The following is a 20,779-nucleotide window of genomic DNA, read 5'->3' as shown; positions in this document are numbered from 1 at the left end:
AGTGGCTGGGGACGTCCACCACGAAAATGAAGCAGGGACGCGGTCTGGTAGCGCATCATAACCGCGCGCGTTCAGCGGTCATGCTCGCGGGCCATGTCTGCGCTCTGCCGAGTCGCTCGGCTAAACATCTCGCTAATGATGCGCCCTTGCTTTGGCCGCAGCGTTGATGCCGCCGGCGATGAACGTCCGCGCATGCGTGGCGAGATCCATGCTGTCGTCCCACAGGTTCCGCCAGATCGCCAGGGCGTTCGACAACTGCTCGTTCACAACAGTCGACGAGAAGCTTTCAAACGTGACCACGCCCTCATAGCCAATCATGGATAGTGCATGAAAGAACTGTGCAAAATCAATAGTCCCCGATCCCAGGTAGCCCCGATTACTTTCGCCGATGTGGACATAGCCTAAACGTTTCCCGCATGCCAGAACCGGCTGCATAAAGTCGGATTCCTCAATATTCATGTGATAGGTATCGAGATGCACCACGACGTTGGGCGCATCGACTTCATCCAGCATGCCGAGCGCTTGTGATGCCGTGTTGAGCAGGTTGCTTTCGTAGCGATTCACGACTTCGAGGCCGAGGGTGACATCTTTCTTCAACGCAAAATCGGCAATCCGCTTCAGCGAGTCAACCGCGTTGCGCCTGCCTTGAGCGGTGAGCGGCGCCTGGTACTTCGCCATTGCACCGTACAGGATGCCGCCGAAGTACTTGCCGCCGAGTTCCGCCGTGATGCTGACGCCCTCTTCCAGCAATGCCAGACCCCGTGCAACTGACTCAGGATTGTCGCTGGATACGTCGGCATCCAATGTAAGACCACGCGAACAGCCGATCTCCAGGCCATGCTCCTGCAGGAGGTCGCGCGTAAGCGCCAGGTCCATGACCTTGGGCCCGTGAAGGGACAGCTCAACCAGATCAAAACCGGCTGCCTTGGTCTGGCTGATGACCTTGCGCGTCGACTCCGGCGTCAGGTCGCCGGCCCATACCAATGCATGAACACCGAGCTTATTCATTGAGTCACTCCTCCGGTAGCGGTCGCGCGTCTGCGGACCAAAGCTTGAAAATAGCCGCGTGCCCATGCCCAACGCAGGAACATCACGGCAAGTAAAAACACGCCCCACAAAGCGGTGGCGAGATGCTGGTTGGCGCCGAGCAAGTTCAGGCCGGAGGCGATGACCTGCAGGATGACCAGCGCAATTACAACTGGAACGACGCGCCCAAATCCGCCGAACGGATCCACGCGCCCGAGGAAGCAGGCCAGCACGGCGATCAATAGGAATGCCTCGCCGTGCCCGACGCGCACCGAGTTGAAACTGGCCAGCATCACTACGCCCGCCACGCCGCACATCAGGCCGGAGAGCATGTAGATCCGCGTCACTGCGCGCCGGGTGTCGATACCCGAATAGCGGGTTGCCTCTATATTCGAGCCGATCATGCGTGTGGCGAAACCGAGTCGCGAGCGCGTCATGACGACATGCCAGATAGCCGCACAGCCGGCGAAGATCCAGAGCGGGACGGGAACGCCGAGCAGTAGGCCGTTGCCCAGTTTCAACACGAACGGCGGAAAGCCCGAAATGTCTCCGCCGTGGGTCATGAATTCTCCAAGCCCGCGTAGAAAGATCATCATTGAAAGGGACACCAGGATCGGGCTTGCGCCGGTACGCGCGATGATGGCCCCCATGATCCATCCAGCCGCCGCGCCCGTAGCAAGTGCAGCGCAGATCCCAAGCACGATTGCGCCGGCGCCGGCATCCGCGCCGCCTTGTGAATGCAGCACCCAGGCCATTGCGAGCCCGGCTATGTTCGCGGTGAACGTGACGGCCAGATTAAAGCCGCCGGAAATCAACGGCATCAGCATGGCCAGCGTAAAGAGCCCGAGTTCGGGCAACTGGAACGCCACTGAAACAAAGGTGCCGGTGGTAAAGAAGCGATCCGAGGCGAAGCTCATGGCCACGATCACAATGGCAAGGAACCCTAACAGGCCGACAACATCGGCTTGCACGAGCGGTAAAGCGGAGCGATGCGGTAAGGAAGGTTTCATGACGAGACCTTTGCGCGTGGCAGCGTGAATCGCGATCCGAACAGCTTGGCCAGGCCGTCGCTCGACAAGGTGATGGCGATCAAAATAATGGCGCCAATGATCATCTTGAACGCGTACGGCGAAATCCCAAGCAGATTCAACCCGTTCGCGGTGATGGCCGTCAGCAGGACGCCAAGGATGGCGCCGAGGATCGTGCCGCGCCCGCCGCCAAGGCGGGCACCGCCGAGCACCACGGCCGCAAGTACATCAAGTTCGCGGCCGTACAGCGCGTTGGGCACGACCTCTTGCACATAGTGAGCCTGCATCAGCCCTGCAATACCAGCCATCATGCCGAGCCAGCCAAAGGCCACGTAATGCATCGCACCCATGTTGATGCCCACGCGCCGGGCCGCCTCAGGGTTGTCGCCCATGGCGTAGAGTTGCCGGCCGATAGTCGTGCGCCGGAGCAAGAACCAGGTGGCCACGACCATGACTGCCATGACCGCGACAGGCAGCGCGAGCTCGGCGACGCCGCTCGACGTCTTGAACGAGACCAGCGAAACGCGGTTCATCCACCAGTCCGGAAGGTCGTAGATGGACACGCCGCCCGTCAGGAACATCAGGCCGCCGAAGAATACGTTGAAGGTCGCGATGGTCACGACGATCGATACGATGCGAAAGTGATAAATGATGGTGGCATTAATGGCGCCAAGCAGACAGCCAAACCCGGCGGCCACCAGGAAGCCCAGTGCCCAGTCGCCGCCACCGAGCCGCATGACGGTGAGCGCGGTCAGGTACTGGACCACGGACGCGCCCACGGCGAACGAGATGTCGATCCCACCGGCAATGAGCACGACCAGCAGTCCAGCTGCAAAAATGATGTTGACCGCGCTTTGGTTAAGCAGGTCGAACAGGTTGGGCAGCGTGAGGAACGTTGAGGTGGTCGCGCCGAGCCCGATCACCATGGCAGCGATCACGAGAATCAGCAGGGCCTCGATCGAACCAATCCCCCATTTGCGAAGATCAGGCATGGACGTCTCGCTCGATTTGGTCGATGGTCGTGGTTCCCGGCACGTACTCCGCGACCATGCGCCCATTGCGCATATGCAGAATACGGTCGGCGTTGAAATAGACTTCAGGGATCTCATCGGAGATCAGCAAGATGGCCATGCCCTGCTCGGCGAGCTTGTGGATGATGGCAAAGATGCCGGCTCGCGCACCCACGTCGACCCCTACAGTGGGCGAATCCAGGATCAGCAGTTTCGGGTTCGTCGCCAGCCATTTCGCGAGCACGATGCGTTGCTGATTGCCCCCGGAAAGCGTTGAGACAGCATCGTCGGGCTTGCCGATCTTGACCGCCAGTTGCTGAATCCAATCGTGAATCAGGGCATCCCGTTTGCGAGGAGCGATCAGACGGGCGGCATCGAGCAGATCGTCCAGTACGGCGGCAACGGTGTTGTCGCCAATAGACTGCTGCTGCACTAAACCTAGCTGAAGTCGATCTTCGGAAACATAGGCAATGCCAGCCCGGATCGCGTCCCGGTTCGAACCCAGCGATACCTTTTTTCCGTCGAGGCTGACCGTCCCGGCACCCGGCCGCGTCATGCCGAACAACGACAGCGCCAGTTCCGTTCGCCCTGCGCCAAGGCGGCCGGTGATGCCAAGAATCTCGCCCTTCTTCACGCAGAAGGAGGCTTCATCGTATTCATTGCGCCGTGACAGGCCTTCGACATTCAGCACAATCGGCGCAGCGGACAAGTCCGTGGTCCGCACCGCATAGTCGAATGTGCGGCCGGTCATGAGTTCCGTGAGACGGGTTTGCGTCATGCCAGCAGTCGGGAACGTGCCGACGTACTGCCCGTCCCGCAACACCGTCACGCGCGTACATACGTCGAGCACTTCGGCAAGCCGGTGACTGACGAACACGACTGCAATCCCGTCAGCCGAGAGGCGGCGCACGATCGTCAGCAATGCTTTGGTTTCAGCGTGACTGAGCGATGCAGTCGGTTCATCCATGAACACCAGCCGGGCATCGGCAACAAGTGCGCGGGCGATGGCCACGATCTGCCGCTGGGCGATCGACAGCGAGCGCACGGAGCGGCCGAGATCAATTGCAACGCCCAAGCGCTCCAGGATGCGACGAGCGGCGATTTTCATCTGGCGGTAGTTGACCAGGCGCGGACGAGGACCGAGGTTGCGCTCAAAAGCAATGTTCTCCGCCACGGTCATCTCGGGAAACAGTGCAAGGTCCTGCCATATCACCTGAATCCCGAGGTCCCGGGCCTTTGACGGCTCCAGACCAGCGATCGACTGTCCGTCCATCAGCATGACCGCGTCGGCTTCTGGCTGATAGACGCCGCTGATCACCTTGATCAGGGTGCTCTTGCCGCAGCCGTTTTCACCCGCGAGGCACACCACCTCGCCCGGCATGACGTCAAACTTCACGGCCTGCAGCGCCTTTACGCCACCAAATATCTTGGTGACATTTTCAAGCTTGAGCAGCGGTGCGCCGCCAATGTCGGCAATGCCGCCAACGCCGCCGGCGTCGACAGCCGCCGGCATCTCGCTCGCGTTGCCTCGCGAGGGCGCGAGGCGGTCCTTCGAAGCCGCTGGAACCATGAAAACACTCCGATGCTACCCATACCCGGCCTGACCGCTTAAGTGAAGGACAGCCTCAGCCGCCCTTCGCCCTACCAGAGAAACTAACGATCGCGTTCAGAGCCCCATCTTCGCGAGGTCGTCGACGGTTTTCGCGTTGAGATCCACGAGTTGATCGACGATCAGGTTATGGCCGTCGGGATGGACGACACCCAGGCCTTCGATCTTCGTACCGTCCTTGATCGGTTCACCCTTCGCGACCATCACACCCAGGGTCACGAACACTTCGCCGGCAATCTCGGGATTCCACATATAGCCGCCAGAAAGCACGCCGTCGTGCACGAGACGCTTGCCCTGCCCCGGCGAAAACGGACCGAGCACGAGGATATTTCCCTGTTCATGCTTTTCCGCAACCGCGCGGGCCGCCCCGATCGGGCCCTGACTGCCGAAGGCAAGGATGCCCTTGAGGTTCGGATGCGCACGCATCAGGTCGAGTGCGGTCTTGCGCGACGCGTCCACATCTTCGGCAACACCGTAACGATCGCCGACCAGCGTCATGCCGGGATCGTTCGCCTTGAGATAAGCGATTGCCGCATCGGCCCACGCGTTATGCAAAGGAACGGTCAGCGAGCCGACAAAGACAGCGTATTCGCCCTTGCCGCCCAACGCGGTCGCCATGCGCTTTGCGTACGCTTCGCCGAAGCCTTTGACCGACGCGAGTTCGAAGTCCCAATCAGCATTCTTCTGCTTCGGCGACTCGTGCGTGATGACCTTGATGCCCGCAGCGCGGGCCCGCGCCAGCACCGGCTCCAACACCTCGGCGTCGTTCGGCACAACGCCGATCACATCCACGTGCTGCGCGATCAGATCTTCGATCGCCCGCACCTGCAGCGCAGGATCCGCGCTAGTCGGGCCGACCATGAACGCCTTGACGCCAAGTTGCTCCGCTCGCTTCTTGATGCCGGCGTCCATGGCGTTGAACCACGGAATCCCGCCGATTTTTACAACGACCCCAATGACGGGTTTGTCGGGTGAGGCCAAAGCCAGGCCTGTTGCCAACGCGAATGCAGCGACGCCTACGCACACGGCGCGTACGAAGTACCTTGACATGTCTCCTCCGCGTGGACCGCCGTGAGCGCTCGCTCAGGCGAAGTCCGTTGGTTTGATTGTGGACAATTTGCCGGGTCGCTAAATTTTTAGCAGTTTGCTAAATCCATTCAGCTAATGACGGGACCGATGCTGAATCCATTTAGCATGATGGTCAACTCTCGAATACCCTAGTATGGTTTCCGGCCGAAGCAGGTCAGCCTCCGGGTGACGATGCAACGCAATTGAATGGGGAAACTCAGATGGTCCGCAGTAGCAAGGGACGCAAGTCCACGATCTACGATATTTCCGAGGCGACCGGCACGTCGGTCACGGCGGTGAGCATGGTGCTAAACGGCAGTTGGATGCGTTATCGCATCAAGGAGGAAACTGCCAACCGCATTCTGGAGAGCGCGCAGCAGCTCGGGTACAACGTCAACATGCGTGCCAGAGGGCTGAGGCTCTCGCGTTCCGGGCTAGCCGGGATGATTCTTCCGCACTATCGCAATCGTTTTTTTGCAGGGCTTGCGGAGACCTTCGAAGAACAGGCGAGAAGCCGGGGTCTGTGCCCTATCGTCGTCAGTACGCAGCGGGATCCGGCGGTCGAGACAAGCGTCACGGAGACACTGCTGTCGCAACGGGTCGAAGTGCTCTTCATTGCCGGCGTGCGCAACCCCACGCCTCTCAACTCATTGTGTGCGGCGGCAGGCGTGACGTGCATCAATGTCGACTTGCCCGGCTCCGGCGCGCCGTCGGTCGTCTCGGACAACCGCGGCGGCGCGCGCGCGCTGACTGAAGTGTTGATCGATAAAATGAAGGCGCGGGGTGGTGCCCCTGAAGAATTAGCCTTCCTCGGTGGGGTGGCCGGCGAGTACGCAACGGAAGAGCGCATTCTCGGCTTCCGCGACGCATTCGAGGCCGGCGGAATCAGCCCGGCAGCCGATGCGGTGGATTGCTGCGGATACAACGCTTCCGCTGCGCGGCAAGCGCTTGCTCATAGCTACGAGAGCCTTGGCAGGCTGCCCGCTGGTTTGTTCATCAATTCGATTACTGCATTCGAAGGGCTGGTGCAGTTCACGTCGCAATTGTCCCGGGACGCGTTGCAATCGACGGTTGTCGGGTGCTTCGACTGGGACCCGTTCGCTGCGCATCTACCGTTTGAGGTGACGATGATGCGGCAGGACGTAGATAAAATTATTTCGGAGGCCTTTGCACTTGCCGATAACCATGATGCGGCGGGTACCCATCCGCTGGTCGTCGTACCGACCGGCTTCGGAGACGTGATGGACGAGGACGATCAGGCGAGCAAACACGCATACGACCGGTGAGAGTTGCGTTGGCGTGTTTGTGTTTTTGCAACGTGACGCGTCCCCTGCATGAACGAGTCAGCTCGCCCAGTCCGCCACCATCCGCGCATCGACACTGACTCCGCCGCACACCACGATCACCACGTCGTGCGCTCCGGCAATCGCCGGATGATCAAGGTACCCGACAGCAAGCGATACTCCGCAAGCCGGTTCCACGAGCTGCCGATGGTCATCGGCGAAACGCGTCACGCCCATGATTGCATCGGCATCGGACAAGACCACCGACTCGTGCGGGAACTGCTTGATGGCGTCGACCGGCCAGCTCGCCACCTGAAGCGCGGCAAGCGATTTTGCGATGCTGTCGATGCGATCCAGTTTCACCGGATGCCCGGCATCGAGCGCCGCGCGAAATGACGCCGCGCCCGTCGTCTCGCACGCGATCACGCGGCAATCCGTGCGGCCATGGCGCAACAAACCCGTCAGGATACCCGCGAGCAAACCGCCCCCGCCCACGCTGGCCACGACGGCATCCACTTGCGGCAGGACAGTGATAATTTCGTCGATCATCGTGCTATGGCCTTCCCATAAGACGGGGTGATCGAACGCCGGCACGTACTCGACTTCATCGGATGCTGAGAGCGCCAGCGCATGCTCGTTCGCTTCGTCCCAGACATCGCCATGGACGATCACCGTCGCGCCGAGCGCGGCGATCCGCTTGCGGGTGCTTTCGGGGGTCGTGGAAGGGACCACGATGTCAGCCTGCATGCCAAGCAAGCGCGCTACAAATGCGGTTGCAAAACCGGCGTTGCCGCCCGACGGGCAAACCACGCGGAGCTTGCCAGCCGCTTTCGCGCGCGAACATAGCAAGCCCATCCCGCGCATTTTGAATGAGCCGCTGGGCTGGAGATTTTCGAGCTTGAGCCAGATGCGGCGTGCGGACGTGGACAGGCCGGGATGCAGGATCAACGGGGTTTCGATGTGAAGCAAGATCGGTCCTTTTCAAACGGGAATTGCGGAACCAGGCCACCGCCATGTCGGCCGCGGCTGGCTTCAAGTGTCATAGTTTATTGCAGGCTGGAGATTTTATCGTTGTGCGTCGTAGAGTGTGGCCGGTTGGGGCCCACACGAGCGCGTGAGTTCGCCTGCCGCCGCGACATCCGGCCAGGCCTTGCGATGTTTGCGATGGTTTCGCCTGATTTTCCGCGCCCCGCTAAAGGGCCGATTGCGTAGCTGGCAGGTTGCGAGTCGCGCTAGTATTCGTCCACCCAGATGCCTGCATCAACATACAAATCTGACTCGTATTTGTCGTGCCTGCTGCTCAATTCGTATCACTAGAGATGCTTGAGGAACTGAAGAAGATGGACAAAGCAACACCGCTCGTCATGATCCACGGCTTGATGGGATCTATCGCCTATTTTTCACCCGACGTACGGATGCCTGGTGTAAGCGTCCATACGCCCGACCTGATCGGATACGGCTCACTTGCAGACACCGACGCTGGCGCGATTACGCTCGACAATCAGGCAGCATCGGTTATCCGGTACGTGGAAGAGCAAGTCGGAGAACCATGCTGGTTGCTGGGCCACAGTGTCGGCGGAGCGGTTGCGATGCTGGTCGCAGCAAAAGCGCCGAGCATGGTGCGCGGGCTCATCAGCGTCGAAGGCAACTTCACGCTTAGCGACGCCTTCTGGTGCCGGAAAATCGCCGCGCTCAGTGACGAAGCGTGGTGCGCCGAACATCAACGGATGCTCGACGATCCCGCCGCGTGGCTTCAAAACAGCGGTGTGACGCTCAGCCCGCAGCGAATCGTCTGGGCCAACGATATCCTGCGCAACCAGCCTCGTTCAACCATCGCCGCGATGTCTCGCGCGGTGGTGAAAGAAACGGGCTCGCCGGAGTTCCTTGAGCACGCTCGCACGGTCGTTGACAATGGAACGCCGATCCACTTGCTTGCAGGAGAAAGATCGGCGTCGGGGTGGGATGTACCGGATTGGGTCAAGAGTGCGTCGCTAAGCTACGAGATCCAGCCCGATACCGGCCACATGATGATGCTTGAGCAGCCAGAGGCATTCTGCGACATTGTTCGCGCCATGATTGAGCGCTGACGTAACCGCGCACCGGGATGAAGCTTCGTCCCGCGGGGAATTTAATATTAGCGGCGGCTCAGGGAACACCAGCATCATCTGATCAGCATTCCGAATCAAACAACAGGTTCCGCAAACGACCGGTCGCGACTAACCCCCTCGTTCCCTCTCCATCGCTGAGGCGTCATCCCTTCCCACTGGTTGAACGCCCGGGAAAACGAGTTGACCTCTTCAAAGCCTAAGAACCACGCGATCTCGCCAGCCGCCAGATCGGTGCTACCCAACAAGCGGCGCGCTATCCGATTGCGCACGCGGTCGAGCTGCTGCTGATAACTTGTTCCATCGAGTGCAAGCTTGCGCTGCAGCGTGCGTGTGCTAATCCCCAACTCACGCGCCAGCGCTTCAACGCTCGGCCGCTGGCCGCGCATGCTCCGTGCGAGAACGGCATCGACGTGATCTGAGAACGTTTGCTCGCGGGCAAGCGCGGCCAGACCTGCATCGAGTTGCGGTAGCACAGCAGCAAGCAAATCGACGTTATGCGTCACGAAAGGCAGCGCGAGCGTTGCTGCATCGAATACGAGCACATCGTTCGGGGCATCGAACACGATCTCGCAGCCGTAGTGGCGCGCGAACATCGTCCGGTTGGCCGGCCGCCGTGTCAGCTCCACGCGACGCGGTTTGATCGCAGTACCCGATCCACGCCGCGCCATGGCCAGCGCAGACGCGAACATCGCGTCCGCCAGCAACTCGGGGACAAAACCGTCGGCAAGTAACCAGCGGAACGTCACAGCCGCTTCGTCACGCTGCACGGTGACCACCACCTCCTCCGGACAACTCAACCGCTTGTAACGCCCGAGCTTCGCCAGCGCCTCGCCGAAATTGGCGGAATGGAGCGCCGCAAGCGACATGGCGTCAAGCTGCCCGTGCGAGGTTTCAGCACCAATGCGCAAGCCGATGGCCGGATCCCCGCTCACCTGCGCGATAGCCTCCCACAGCGCGAAGTATTTCTGCGTCGTGAGCCGCATCCGGCCCGGCTCGGCGTTCGCCGTCGCCGGTAAAGGCAAGCCAGCGGCCCGGAACGTGCGCGGCACGTCCACGCCCAGCGTCTTGAGCCGTGCGAACAACGCCGGACTGACCGGAACGCCATCGGTTTTCATACGCTTTTAGTCCCTTGCCGGCTGCTTCACGATCTCGAGTTTATCGACCAGCCCGCGCCATTCGGTGGCATCGCCGGCATCGGTCGACAGGCTTACGTGACGCCACTTGGCATCCATCGCGCCGCGCGCTTCATGCACTTGTCCCGCAATATGCACTGCGTCGCTGCCGAGCAGCAATCGCAGCGGCGGTTCGTCCAGTCCCGCTATGCCGAGGATCGCTTGCGCGGCTTTCGCGGGATCACCGACTGGCCGATGCGACGCGCGATATTCGAGCAAGGGCGCAATGCTCGCGGCATAGTCCGGGCCGGGCGTGTGGATGGTCATCGACGACCCGGCCCAATCCGTGCGAAAGCCGCCCGGCTCGACAATCGTCACCTTGATCCCGAGCGGCGCGACTTCCTTCGACAACACCTCGGAGAACCCCTCCACGGCCCATTTCGCCGATTGATACGCGGCGAGGCCGGGCGAGCCGACGCGTCCGCCTATCGATGAAATCTGGATGATGTGGCCGCTGCGCTGCGTGCGCAGGACCGGCAACGCGGCGCGCGTCACGTTGACGACGCCGTAGAAATTGGTTTCCATCTGCGCGCGGAAATCGGCGTCGTCGCCTTCCTCGATCGACGCGATGTTGCCGTAACCCGCATTGTTGACGACCACATCCAGACGGCCGAACGCCTCAACGGCCTGCTGCACGCCGGCCCGCGCCGAAGCCGGATCGGTCACATCGAGTGCGACAGCGCGCACGCGCTCGCCGTACTGCGCGACGAGCGCGGCCAGATCCTCGGGACGGCGCGCAGTCGCAACCAGGCGATGACCTGCAGCCAGGACGGCCTTCGCCAATTCATAGCCGATGCCGCGGGAACTGCCCGTAATAAACCAGACTGAAGACATGAGGTGCTTCCTTTAACAGTGAACGAAAATTGCTGCGTTCACCGGATTCTAGAAGCACGCTCTCCGCGACACTAATCCGATCGCGCCAACTTGCAATCGGATCGCGCCAACGGCTTCGAACTTGAAGACCTAGACAGTTATCCTTGACGGACTTCGCTGTCGAGATGGGCCATTTGCGCGGCAGCGTACCGGTCACCGGCTGCGGCGCCCTTCGGCACGGCATATTCGATCGCGCTGAGATCATCCGGCGTCAGCACGACATCCAGCGCCCCCAGCGCTTCCGTCAACCGGTCCCGCCGCCGCGCGCCAACCAGCGGCACGATATCCTCGCCCTGCGCTGCGACCCATGCAATCGCGATCTGCGCCACCGACACGCCCTTGGCTTCCGCGATCCGCCGCAACGCTTCGACCAACTGCAGGTTCCGCTCAGCGTTTTCGCCCTGAAAACGCGGGCTGTAGGCGCGAAAATCGTTGCCGGCCAGATTTTGCGCCGCCTGCCAATGACCGCTGATCAGCCCGCGCGACAACACGCCGTAAGCCGTCACGCCGATGCCGAGTTCGCGGCACGTCGAGAGAATATCGCCTTCAATACCCCGTGAAATCAGCGAGTACTCGATCTGCAGATCGGCGATTGCGTGTACTGCAGCCGCGCGCCGGATCGTCTCGGCGCCGACCTCGGAGAGCCCGACGTGACGCACATAACCTGCTTTCACCATGTCCGCAATCGCGCCCACGGTGTCTTCAATCGGCACATTCGGATCAAGCCGCGCGGGTCGATAGATATCGATGTAATCCACCCCGAGGCGCTGTATCGAATAGGTCAGGAAGTTCTTTACAGCCGCCGGCCGTGCGTCATAACCGACCCAGCCGCCGGCCGGATCTCGCAGTGCGCCGAATTTCACGCTGATGACGGCGGCGTCGCGTTTCGTGCCCTTCAGTGCTTCGCCGATCAACGCTTCGTTGTGGCCGCTGCCGTAGAAATCGCCGGTATCTAGCAGGTTGATGCCGGCGTCGAGCGCGGCGTGAATCGTGGCAATGCTTTCGCTCCGGTCGGCTGGTCCGTACATGCCGGACATGCCCATGCAGCCAAGTCCCAATGCTGATACGCGTGGTCCGGTCGCGCCGAGTTGCCGATGGTTCATGTCAAGTCCCTTGAGGTCTGGCGTCGCGTGATTGCGAGCGTTGGAGAGAGTATGCGAGGCGTTTTGTCGTGCGACAATCCGGCCTTCACAGCACGGGCTGTACGAAAAAACGCACAATGAACGATCCCGATCTCTCCGATCTCAGCGCCTTCGTGGCCATCACCAAAGTGCGCAGTTTCAGGGCCGCGGCGCGTTTGCGCGGGGTCTCGGCCTCCGCTTTGAGCGAGGCGATTCGCCGGCTTGAAGCGCGGCTCGGCGTGCGTCTCCTAAATCGCACCACCCGCAGCGTTACGGTCACGGAAGCCGGCCAGCGCCTGCTGGAACGGCTCGCGCCAGCGCTCGGCGAGATTGCCGGCGCGCTCGATGCGATCAACAGTTTTCGCGACAGCCCGACCGGCACCTTGCGGCTGAACGTGCCGACTATCGTGGCCATGCATGTGTTGCCGCCGATCGTCGCGCGCTTTCTCGCCGTGCATCCGGGGATCACGCTGGAGGTGGTATCGAACGATACGTTTATCGACGTGCTGGCAGCAGGTTTCGATGCCGGCATCCGCTACGACGAACGGCTGGAACGCGACATGATCGCCGTGCCCATCGGCCCGCGCACACAGCATTTCGTGGCAGCGGGCGCGCCAGCTTATTTTGATGCGCACGGCTGGCCTGAACATCCGCGCGATTTGCTGGAACACGCGTGCATTGGGCATCGGTTCGCAAGCGGCGTGCTGGCGGCGTGGCGCTTCGAGCGCGATGGCGAACAAGTGCGATTTACGCCGAACGGGCCGCTGGTGGCGTCGGTGATTGAGCTTGAAGTCGGCGCCGCGACAGCGGGCCTGGGGATGATTTATACGTTCGAGGAGTTCTTGCGGCCCGCGCTACAAAGCGGCGCACTCGTGCCCGTGCTGCACGAATGGTGGGAGAGTTTTTCCGGGCCGTTTCTCTACTACCAGAGCCGCACGCACATGCCTGCGCCGTTGCGCGCGTTCATCGATTTCATCAGGGAGGATTGAACGCGCGCGGGGCAATTACCGTTCGGAGAAAAACGCCCGGACCGCCGCCAGTGCGTCTTCCACCGCCGCGCTGTCCACGTCCAGATGCGTGACCCAGCGCTGTTTCGTCGCGCTATAGGCAGACGTGATACCAATTCCGCGCGCCGCCAGATGGGTCTTGAAGTCAGCAGCGATCGCGCCGTCCACTTCCACGAACACGATGTTCGTGTGCGGCATCGTGACCTTCAACTGCTCGTAGGCTGCCAGGCCTTTAGCCAGGGTTGTCGCGTTGGCGTGGTCGTCGGCGAGACGCGTCACGTTGTGCTCCAGCGCGTAAAGCCCGGCCGCGGCGAGAATGCCGACTTGCCGCAAACCGCCGCCAACCATCTTGCGCGTGCGCCGCGCCTTCGCGATTAACGGCGCGCTACCGACCAGCACTGAACCCACCGGCGCACCCAATCCCTTCGATAAACACACGGACACCGTATCGAAGGAGCGCGTCAGCGTGGCGACGGGGGTATTGAGCGCCGTCGCGGCGTTAAAAATACGCGCCCCGTCCAGATGCGTCGCGAGGCCGTGCCGACGCGCCAGCGCCGTCGCCGCTTCCATGTACTCCTGCGACAAAACCTTCCCGCCGATCGTGTTCTCCAGCGCCAGCAGCCGGGTGCGCGCGTAATGCGAATCATCGGGCTTGATCGAGTCCTCGATCTCGGCCAGCAGCAGCGAACCGTCCGCCTGATTGTTCAGCGGCTGCGGCTGGATGCTGCCCAGAACGGCCGCGCCGCCCGCTTCCCAGCGATAGCAATGCGCCTGCTGCCCGACGATGTACTCGTCGCCACGCTCGCAATGCGCCATCAGCGCGACCAGATTCGATTGCGTACCCGAGGTCAGGAACACCGCCGCTTCCTTGCCAAAGCGTTCGGCCATCACGGCTTCCAGTTGTGTGACAGTGGGATCGTCGCGGAAAACGTCGTCACCGACTTCCGCCGATGCCATCGCGGCGCGCATGGCCGGGCTGGGTCGCGTGACGGTATCGGAACGGAAATCGTGCTGGATCGGGGTACTCATTGCGGCTCCTGGTGGGTGGAGCTGGTATTTTGCCATCGGGAGGAGCAAGGCGTGGCAGCGTGCGTTGGGAGATGAAGCTTGTACGGACGGCAGATCATCGGGTTTCGAGACGGTGGACGGGGTATTGCTTTCAATCCCTCATTTAATCCTTTGTAAACATATAGATATTTCTTACATCTCATTAAAAGTCTCAATAAACCAAGTTTTTTCAGTGGAATCAGCGATCTAATCCACATTTCTACAGTTAAGCAGGAGCATGAGGAGTGTTTGAGAAAACACCTTAGGAACTAACATCTCAAAAACCAATTTTTCCTTTATAAAACATAAATTTATGGACTTATTCTAAACTCATTTCGAGACCCAAAAAATTGTTGGCATATTATGCTATAAATTTATTAATTATCAATAGCTTACGTTTCATTCATAATTCAATTTATCGAATAGATCGGCGTTGAAAATGATCCACTGTTCCCGCCCCAAAAATTCCCTGGCCGCGAATCCCGAAACCGCTCCGCCACACCGAGTTCAGCCCTCGACCGTGTAAAGTTTCGAACATTCAGCCTCACCCATTCACCCGCCAATGCCCTGCCAAGCCAATGAACGCGCCCGAACCGAAGTTGCAAGACGATCCTCACATTGGCCGCTACGAGCGCTCGACGGGACAGGCCGCCGAGTGGTGGCTGGTGACGCTCTCCGATCGTCCGCAGATGTATCGGATCGAACATGGAGTCGGCGACGGGCCGGCCAATATCGATACCGTCGTCGACCTTGAAAACCTCAGGTCGAAGTTGCAAAAGTGGCATCGGGAGGGGTTTTTTCGACCCGATGATCCCGCGCTCGCACCGCTGCCCGCGCAAGGACGAACCGGCTTTCTGAAGGAACTTCGACACGCCGCGCGGCAAGCACCTCAAGACGCGAATCCGGATTCAAACGAAGCAACCACGACGATCGGCCCGGTGGACATGCCGCTCGGCCAACCGGGTCCACTCGTGCCGCGCCTAAACCCTGCCTACCTCTTCCCCGAGCGTTTCAGCGACATCCTCCAGGACATCGTGGAGAACCGGCGCGTGCTGCTGATCGGCCATACCGGCGCGGGCAAGACCAGCCTGATCGAGCAGGTCGCGGCCCGTACGCAACACGGCGTGCTGCGGGCGAATATGAACGGTCAGACGACCATCGGCGATTTCGTGGGTTTCTGGACCGTGAAAGGCGGCGAAACGCTTTGGGTCGATGGTGTGTTGCCAACTGCCTTGCGTGAAGGCCTGTGGCTTGTAGTCGATGAAATCGACTTCGCCGAGCCCTCGATACTCGCTGTTCTCACCGCCGTGCTCGAACCCAACGGTCGTTTATTGCTGAAGGAAAAAGGCAACGAACTGGTGGCGCCGCATCCGTCCTTCCGCCTGTTCGCAACCGCGAACGCGGTCGGCGCCATGAGCGTGTATCGGCATCTGTATCAGGGCGCCAACCTGATGAACGAGGCGTTTCTCGATCGCTGGCGCGTGTATTTGATGAATTACCTGTCGCCCGAGGAAGAGGCGGAAGTGTTGATGCGCACGCTTGGGAGCCGCTTCACGCGGCCGATGGCGCAAACGCTCGCCGCCATTGCCGCCGATTGCCGCGCGGCGTTCGCCCGCGAAGATCTGGCGAGCGCGTTTTCCACCCGGCGCCTGCTCGACTGGGCCGACCTGATGCTGCGTTCCGGCGACCCGGAGCGCGCCGCCGGCCCGGCGATCTACGCGAAAGTGAGCGTCGAGGACGCCGCGCTGATCCGCAGCATCATTCGGCATCACATTGCGTTCGACGAATGAACGGCGTGCTTATGCGCAAATGCAGCCGTAACAGGCGATATTCACCGAGCGCCGGCGCGGCTTTCACGTCGGCCCAAGCGGAAAATAGCGCGAAGCGCAGCGCCCGTGCGCTTAACCGGTAATCGATGTGTCCGCCTCCAACCTGACCCATTCAGACTCGATGCTCGGCAAGATAGCCCGCGTACTGACGGGCCGATACGGCGTGACGGTATCGTTCGACACATCCGGGCCGCGGGTGGAACGCGACCGCATCGTGTTGCCGGAAATCGCCCCGGACGCTGCCGGCGCGATTGATCTGGACGCGCTCACCGGGCAACTCGACCTGCTTGTGGCGCGCTCGAAGTACTCCACCAACAGCGAAATCAGCGTGCTCGATTCCGACGTGACCCGGCAGATTGCGCAAGCGATCGAAGATCGGCGCGTATGTGAGCGGCTGTTCAACGACTATCCGGGTGCACGCAGGTTTGTCGGCAAGCTGCGCGAACAAACGGGGCGAAATACGCACGCGCGCTGGCCAACCTTGGCCTGGCGCGACAAGCTGATCTGGTTCATCGAACGCGCGCTCTGGGACGAAGCGCCCGACGTGACCGAGCGAACTCCAGCCCTCATCGCCACGCTCGGCGCCGTGAGCGAGTTGCTGCAGACCACCCGCGCCAGCCGTTCGACTGCTGAAAGCGTGGCGGGCGCGCGAGCGCTCGTGGGACGGATCAGGTCGCTGGCAGCCGGCGACGTCAACACCATGATGTTTTCCGCTGACGCCGACGAAGCGCTCGACGCCGAGCAAGTATCGGGCGATCCAGACGGGGCGTCGCAGGAGATTTCCGACGCAGCATCACCGGACGCCGCCAGCATCGCCCAAGCGCCGTCGGATGCCAGCGCGGAGGCTTTGGAAGCCAGCTCCCCGACGCCACCAATGACCTTCGATATCGACATGATCGATGGCCGCCCTCGCCTGTCCATTCCGCTCACGACCGAATTCGATCTCATCACCGATCTCACCGGCCTGGGCGACGCCGCCGCGTGGCGCAACCTGCGCGCGCTCGCACGCGCGGAAACCGCGCCGCTGACCGCTCGCCTTGAACGTGTGCTGAAAGCGGATGAACAGACGCACTGGAAACGCGAGCAGGAACGCGGAGAAATCGACCGGCCGGCGTTGGCGAAGCTGGTTGTATCGCCGGGATATCGAACGCCATTTCGCGTCAAGCGCACAACCGAAGGGCGCGATGCCGCCGTCACGCTGCTGATCGACCGCAGCGGCTCCATGGCCGGCGCAAAAATCGCCCTCGCCCGGCTCTGCGCCGCCTCGCTCTGCGACGCGCTGATGCAGCTTTCGTTCAAGTGCGAAGTGCTTGGCTACAGCTCGGTCGAATCTCCAGAAATGCGCGCACTTTACGAGCAGAAGCTAGCCGAAGGCGTGGATTTGAACCGTTTCAACCGGCGCGTCGAACGGCTCGATCTGCAGATCTACAAGCGCTTCGCCTCGAACAATCCGGCAGGTCTGAGCGCGATTGATTGCGGTCATGAGAATCCGGACGGCGAAGCGCTGGCGTGGGCCGCTGAGCGTCTGGCAGCACAACGCGCCGGCCGGCGCATCCTGATGGTCCTGTCTGACGGCTATCCCGCCACGGGCGACGGCCATCCGGTGATATTGCGAACCGACCTGCGGGCGCGGATAGACGAAATCGCGAGCTGGGGCATAGAACTGATCGGCATCGGACTTCTCGACGACGCCGTAGAAAAGTTTTATGCGCATAACATCGTTGTGCGCAAACTTGATGAACTTCCCACGATGGCGTTCACGGTACTCAGCGAACTGCTGCTCAAGCGCGTCAACTGACGTTAAGCCGCTCTTTTATCTGCCCTCACTTCGCTACTGGATCATCCCGCCCCGAAAATTAATTCAATAGCTTGCTAACGAATTGTCATCGAAATACAATGCGCGCCATGCCAACCATCGATGTCCTTCGTCAATCCGTCAGCAGCGCGCTCGTGATTGCGGCGCGCCAGTGGCGGCGCACGAGCCACGAAGTAATCGCGGGCTATAACGTCTCCGAAGCGTGCGCGACGCCGCTGCTGATCGCAGCGCGGCTTGACGCGCCTGTCCGGCAGGTGGCACTGGCAGAGTTGACAGGAATCGAAGGACCGTCGCTGGTGCGTCTGCTCGATCAGTTATGTGCGGCCAACCTCGTGCGCCGCGACGAAGACCCCGACGACCGCCGCGCGAAAATCATCTCGCTCACTGACGAAGGCCGGTCAGTGACCGCCAAGATCGAGAAGGAACTGATCGGACTGCGCGCCGGCGTTCTCAACGATGTGAGCCGCGAAGACCTGGAAGCAACCCTGCGGGTATTCGCTGCGTTTAAACTTGGCGCGTCCAGTCAAACGCAACCAGCTTCAACACCGGCGTCACACCAAGGCCCTACCATCGGCCCGACCGAAACCGACACAGAAGAAGGCGTCTAGCGCACCATGACGTACCCCACTTCACGCGAATGGATATTTTCGGTCAAGACCTTCGCGGCTTCCATGCTGGCGTTGTATATCGGCCTCAAGCTGGAGCTGCCGCGTCCTTACTGGGCGATGGCGACGGTCTATATCGTGTCGAATCCGTTCGTGGGAGCGACGCGTTCCAAGGCGCTGTACCGCGCGCTGGGCACCATGATCGGCGCATCGGCCGCCGTGCTGCTCGTGCCGCCGTTCGTTGAGTCGCCCTACTGGTTCAGCGCGGTCGTCGCGTTATGGACGGGCACGCTGCTGCTGCTCGCCATCTCCGACCGCACCGCACGCAGCTATGTGTTCATGCTGGCCGCCTACACGATGCCGCTGATCGCACTGCCCTCCGTGATGAACCCGGCGGGCGTCTTCGATCTCGCCGTATCGCGGACCGAAGAGATCGTGCTTGGCATCGTGTGCGCCAGCGTGGTCGGCGGCGCCATCTTGCCGAGCCGTCTCGCGCCCACGCTCATCGAACGGACCAACGCGTGGTTCCGCGACGCCGCTTTCTACGCGAAAGAAACGCTCTCAGGGCGCACGGGCGGCAAGGGCATCTCGGGGTGCCGGCAGCGGCTCGCGGTCACTGTCAACGCGCTCGAGTTCCTGCTGAGCCAGCTTGCCTACGATCACACCCGGCCCGACGTGCTCGCGCGGACACAGGCGCTGCGTGGCCGGATGCAGCTGCTGATGCCGATCATGTCGGCGATCAGCGACCCCCTGGCCGCGTTGTTCAACGGCCGGAACCCAGCGCCGCCGGGCCTCGAAGCGCTACTCGCCGATATCGTCACATGGTTCGACGAACCACTGTCCACGCGCGCTGACGCAGCCTCAGCCGCGCAGGCCAATAACGACCCCAGGGCCGACACCCTGCGCAGCCGGATCGCGAGCCTGCAACCCGACGCGGACTCGCTGCGGACCTGGGATGGTGCGCTGCTGTCGAACACCCTGTGGCGCTTGAAACAACTCGTCGATGTCTGGCAGGATTGCCGCACGCTGCGGGTGATCATCACGAACGAAGAAGGCAGTTGGCGGCCCCGTTACCGCCACTGGCGGCTGGGCGGCACGCAGCAGTACTTCGATCGCGGCATGCTGCTGTTCTCGGCAGGGTCCGCCGTGCTGGCCATTTTCATCTCGTCGAGCCTCTGGATTGCGTCCGGCTGGAACGACGGCGCGGGTGCGGTCACATTGGCCGCGATTGCGTGCTGTTTCTTCGCCGCCCTCGATGAACCCGCGCCCCAGGTGTTTGCGTTCTTCACCTACACCTGTCTTGCCGTGGTGCTGGCCGGCCTGTATCTATTCGTCATCCTGCCGACGGTGCACGACTTCCCCATGCTCGTGATCATGTTCGCGACTCCCTTCATCCTGATCGGCACGCTGATCCCGCGCCCGCAATACAACCTCGCGACCATGCTGACCGCCGTGAACACAGCCACGTTCATCAGCATCCAGGGAACCTACGACGCGAACTTCCTGACCTTCATGAACAGCAACCTGGCGGGACCGGCGGGTTTGTTATTCGCGTTCGTCTGGACCCGCGTGACGCGGCCGTTCGGCGCCGAACTGGCGGCAGCGCGGCTGATCCGCTCGGGCTGGCGCGACGTGGCGCTGAGCGCATCGACCCGGCCTGTGGATGACCAGAAAAATCTCACCGCGCGCATGATCGACCGTCTCATGCAGGTCATCCCGCGCCTCGCCGCCAGCGACGACCAGCGTCATCCGTCCATCGAAAGTTTTCGCGATCTGCGGATTGCCTTCAACTCGCTCGATCTGCGGCGCCTGCGCCAACGTCTGCACGACGCCGATCTCGCGTCGGTCGATCGCGTGCTGGAAGGTGTGCGCGCGTATTTCCAGCAGTGCGTGGAGCGCGGCGCGCGTTTGCCTGTGCCGCTGAGCCTGGAAGCGGCTATCGATATAGCGCTGGATCGCATTACAAGGCGCGGCGGCGCGGTGCAGGCGGAAGCGGCGGCGGAAGCAGCCGCCGAGGCCGCGCAGCCGGAGCGCTCGCCCGCTGTTGCCGGCCGCCAGATCCGCGACGCGCTGCATGCGCTGGTGGGCATGCGTTTGTCGTTGTTTCCGGAGACGCTCGCGTCCGCCCTGCCGCCCGAACCGGGGCCTGCCGCATGACACGCCGCTCCTTCAACTCC

At 61.7% G+C, this 20,779-nt stretch carries 17 protein-coding genes; 7 read left to right on the top strand and 10 right to left on the bottom strand.

Annotation, left to right across the window (positions count from 1 at the left end):
• Positions 1 to 132: 132 nt before the first annotated feature.
• The 5 genes from FH08_RS0130715 to FH08_RS0130695 form a co-directional block, all read right to left on the bottom strand.
• Complete coding sequence (locus FH08_RS0130715; RefSeq protein WP_031362032.1) at positions 133 to 1,008, bottom strand: sugar phosphate isomerase/epimerase family protein; 876 nt, start codon at positions 1,006 to 1,008, stop codon at positions 133 to 135.
• On the bottom strand, positions 1,005 to 2,036 hold the full coding sequence (locus tag FH08_RS0130710; protein WP_031362031.1) for an ABC transporter permease: 1,032 nt from the start codon (positions 2,034 to 2,036) through the stop codon (positions 1,005 to 1,007). The genes FH08_RS0130715 and FH08_RS0130710 overlap by 4 nt, the downstream gene beginning before the upstream one ends.
• A complete protein-coding gene (locus FH08_RS0130705; protein ID WP_031362030.1) occupies positions 2,033 to 3,046 on the bottom strand; it encodes an ABC transporter permease in 1,014 nt (337 codons plus the stop codon). The genes FH08_RS0130710 and FH08_RS0130705 overlap by 4 nt, the downstream gene beginning before the upstream one ends.
• A complete protein-coding gene (locus FH08_RS0130700) occupies positions 3,039 to 4,634 on the bottom strand; it encodes a sugar ABC transporter ATP-binding protein (RefSeq protein WP_035567486.1) in 1,596 nt (531 codons plus the stop codon). Before FH08_RS0130700 ends, FH08_RS0130705 begins: the two co-directional genes overlap by 8 nt.
• A 96-nt stretch (positions 4,635 to 4,730) precedes the next feature.
• Positions 4,731 to 5,723, bottom strand: a complete 993-nt coding sequence (locus FH08_RS0130695; protein WP_031362028.1) for a substrate-binding domain-containing protein — start codon at positions 5,721 to 5,723, stop codon at positions 4,731 to 4,733.
• A gap of 239 nt (positions 5,724 to 5,962) precedes the next feature.
• Here FH08_RS0130695 and FH08_RS0130690 point away from each other — a divergent pair, with 239 nt between their 5' ends.
• Positions 5,963 to 7,027 carry a LacI family DNA-binding transcriptional regulator gene (locus FH08_RS0130690; RefSeq protein ID WP_031362027.1) on the top strand — a complete coding sequence of 355 codons (1,065 nt, stop codon included), beginning with the start codon at positions 5,963 to 5,965 and terminating at the stop codon, positions 7,025 to 7,027.
• A 57-nt stretch (positions 7,028 to 7,084) separates the two neighbouring features.
• On the opposite strand, the gene FH08_RS0130685 is transcribed toward FH08_RS0130690, so the two are convergent.
• Positions 7,085 to 7,993: a pyridoxal-phosphate dependent enzyme gene (locus FH08_RS0130685; RefSeq protein WP_031362026.1), complete on the bottom strand. Its 909-nt coding sequence runs from the start codon at positions 7,991 to 7,993 to the stop codon at positions 7,085 to 7,087.
• Between the two features lie 371 nt (positions 7,994 to 8,364).
• On the opposite strand from FH08_RS0130685, the gene FH08_RS0130680 reads away from it, so the two are divergent.
• Positions 8,365 to 9,111, top strand: coding sequence for an alpha/beta fold hydrolase (locus FH08_RS0130680; RefSeq protein ID WP_031362025.1), 747 nt, complete (start codon positions 8,365 to 8,367; stop codon positions 9,109 to 9,111).
• 95 nt (positions 9,112 to 9,206) lie between these two features.
• Here FH08_RS0130680 and FH08_RS0130675 read toward each other — a convergent pair whose 3' ends face one another.
• From FH08_RS0130675 to FH08_RS0130665, 3 genes are all read right to left on the bottom strand, one after another.
• A complete protein-coding gene (locus FH08_RS0130675; protein WP_051888668.1) occupies positions 9,207 to 10,247 on the bottom strand; it encodes an AraC family transcriptional regulator in 1,041 nt (346 codons plus the stop codon).
• 6 nt (positions 10,248 to 10,253) lie between these two features.
• A complete protein-coding gene (locus tag FH08_RS0130670; protein WP_035567484.1) occupies positions 10,254 to 11,138 on the bottom strand; it encodes an oxidoreductase in 885 nt (294 codons plus the stop codon).
• A 137-nt stretch (positions 11,139 to 11,275) separates the two neighbouring features.
• A complete protein-coding gene (locus FH08_RS0130665; RefSeq protein WP_031362022.1) occupies positions 11,276 to 12,280 on the bottom strand; it encodes an aldo/keto reductase in 1,005 nt (334 codons plus the stop codon).
• Between the two features lie 116 nt (positions 12,281 to 12,396).
• On the opposite strand from FH08_RS0130665, the gene FH08_RS0130660 reads away from it, so the two are divergent.
• Positions 12,397 to 13,287 carry a LysR family transcriptional regulator gene (locus FH08_RS0130660; protein ID WP_031362021.1) on the top strand — a complete coding sequence of 297 codons (891 nt, stop codon included), beginning with the start codon at positions 12,397 to 12,399 and terminating at the stop codon, positions 13,285 to 13,287.
• A gap of 15 nt (positions 13,288 to 13,302) precedes the next feature.
• Here FH08_RS0130660 and ltaE read toward each other — a convergent pair whose 3' ends face one another.
• A complete protein-coding gene (ltaE, locus tag FH08_RS0130655) occupies positions 13,303 to 14,334 on the bottom strand; it encodes a low-specificity L-threonine aldolase (protein ID WP_031362020.1) in 1,032 nt (343 codons plus the stop codon).
• 596 nt (positions 14,335 to 14,930) lie between these two features.
• Here ltaE and FH08_RS0130650 point away from each other — a divergent pair.
• The 4 genes from FH08_RS0130650 to FH08_RS0130635 all read left to right on the top strand — a co-directional run bounded on the left by FH08_RS0130650 (position 14,931) and on the right by FH08_RS0130635 (position 20,759).
• Positions 14,931 to 16,142, top strand: coding sequence for an AAA family ATPase (locus FH08_RS0130650; RefSeq protein WP_031362019.1), 1,212 nt, complete (start codon positions 14,931 to 14,933; stop codon positions 16,140 to 16,142).
• Positions 16,143 to 16,269: 127 nt separating this feature from the next.
• Entirely contained in the window at positions 16,270 to 17,979 is a 1,710-nt protein-coding gene (locus FH08_RS0130645; RefSeq protein ID WP_326928988.1) for a cobaltochelatase CobT-related protein, read from the top strand.
• A 107-nt stretch (positions 17,980 to 18,086) separates the two neighbouring features.
• Positions 18,087 to 18,605: a MarR family winged helix-turn-helix transcriptional regulator gene (locus FH08_RS0130640; protein WP_075583401.1), complete on the top strand. Its 519-nt coding sequence runs from the start codon at positions 18,087 to 18,089 to the stop codon at positions 18,603 to 18,605.
• A gap of 6 nt (positions 18,606 to 18,611) precedes the next feature.
• A complete protein-coding gene (locus FH08_RS0130635) occupies positions 18,612 to 20,759 on the top strand; it encodes an FUSC family protein (RefSeq protein ID WP_031362016.1) in 2,148 nt (715 codons plus the stop codon).
• Positions 20,760 to 20,779: the final 20 nt, after the last annotated feature.

Origin of the sequence: Caballeronia sordidicola, assembly GCF_000729995.1 — a bacterium.
Taxonomy (GTDB): Bacteria; Pseudomonadota; Gammaproteobacteria; order Burkholderiales; family Burkholderiaceae; genus Caballeronia; species Caballeronia sordidicola_A.
This window is presented reverse-complemented; position numbering and strand designations above follow the sequence as displayed.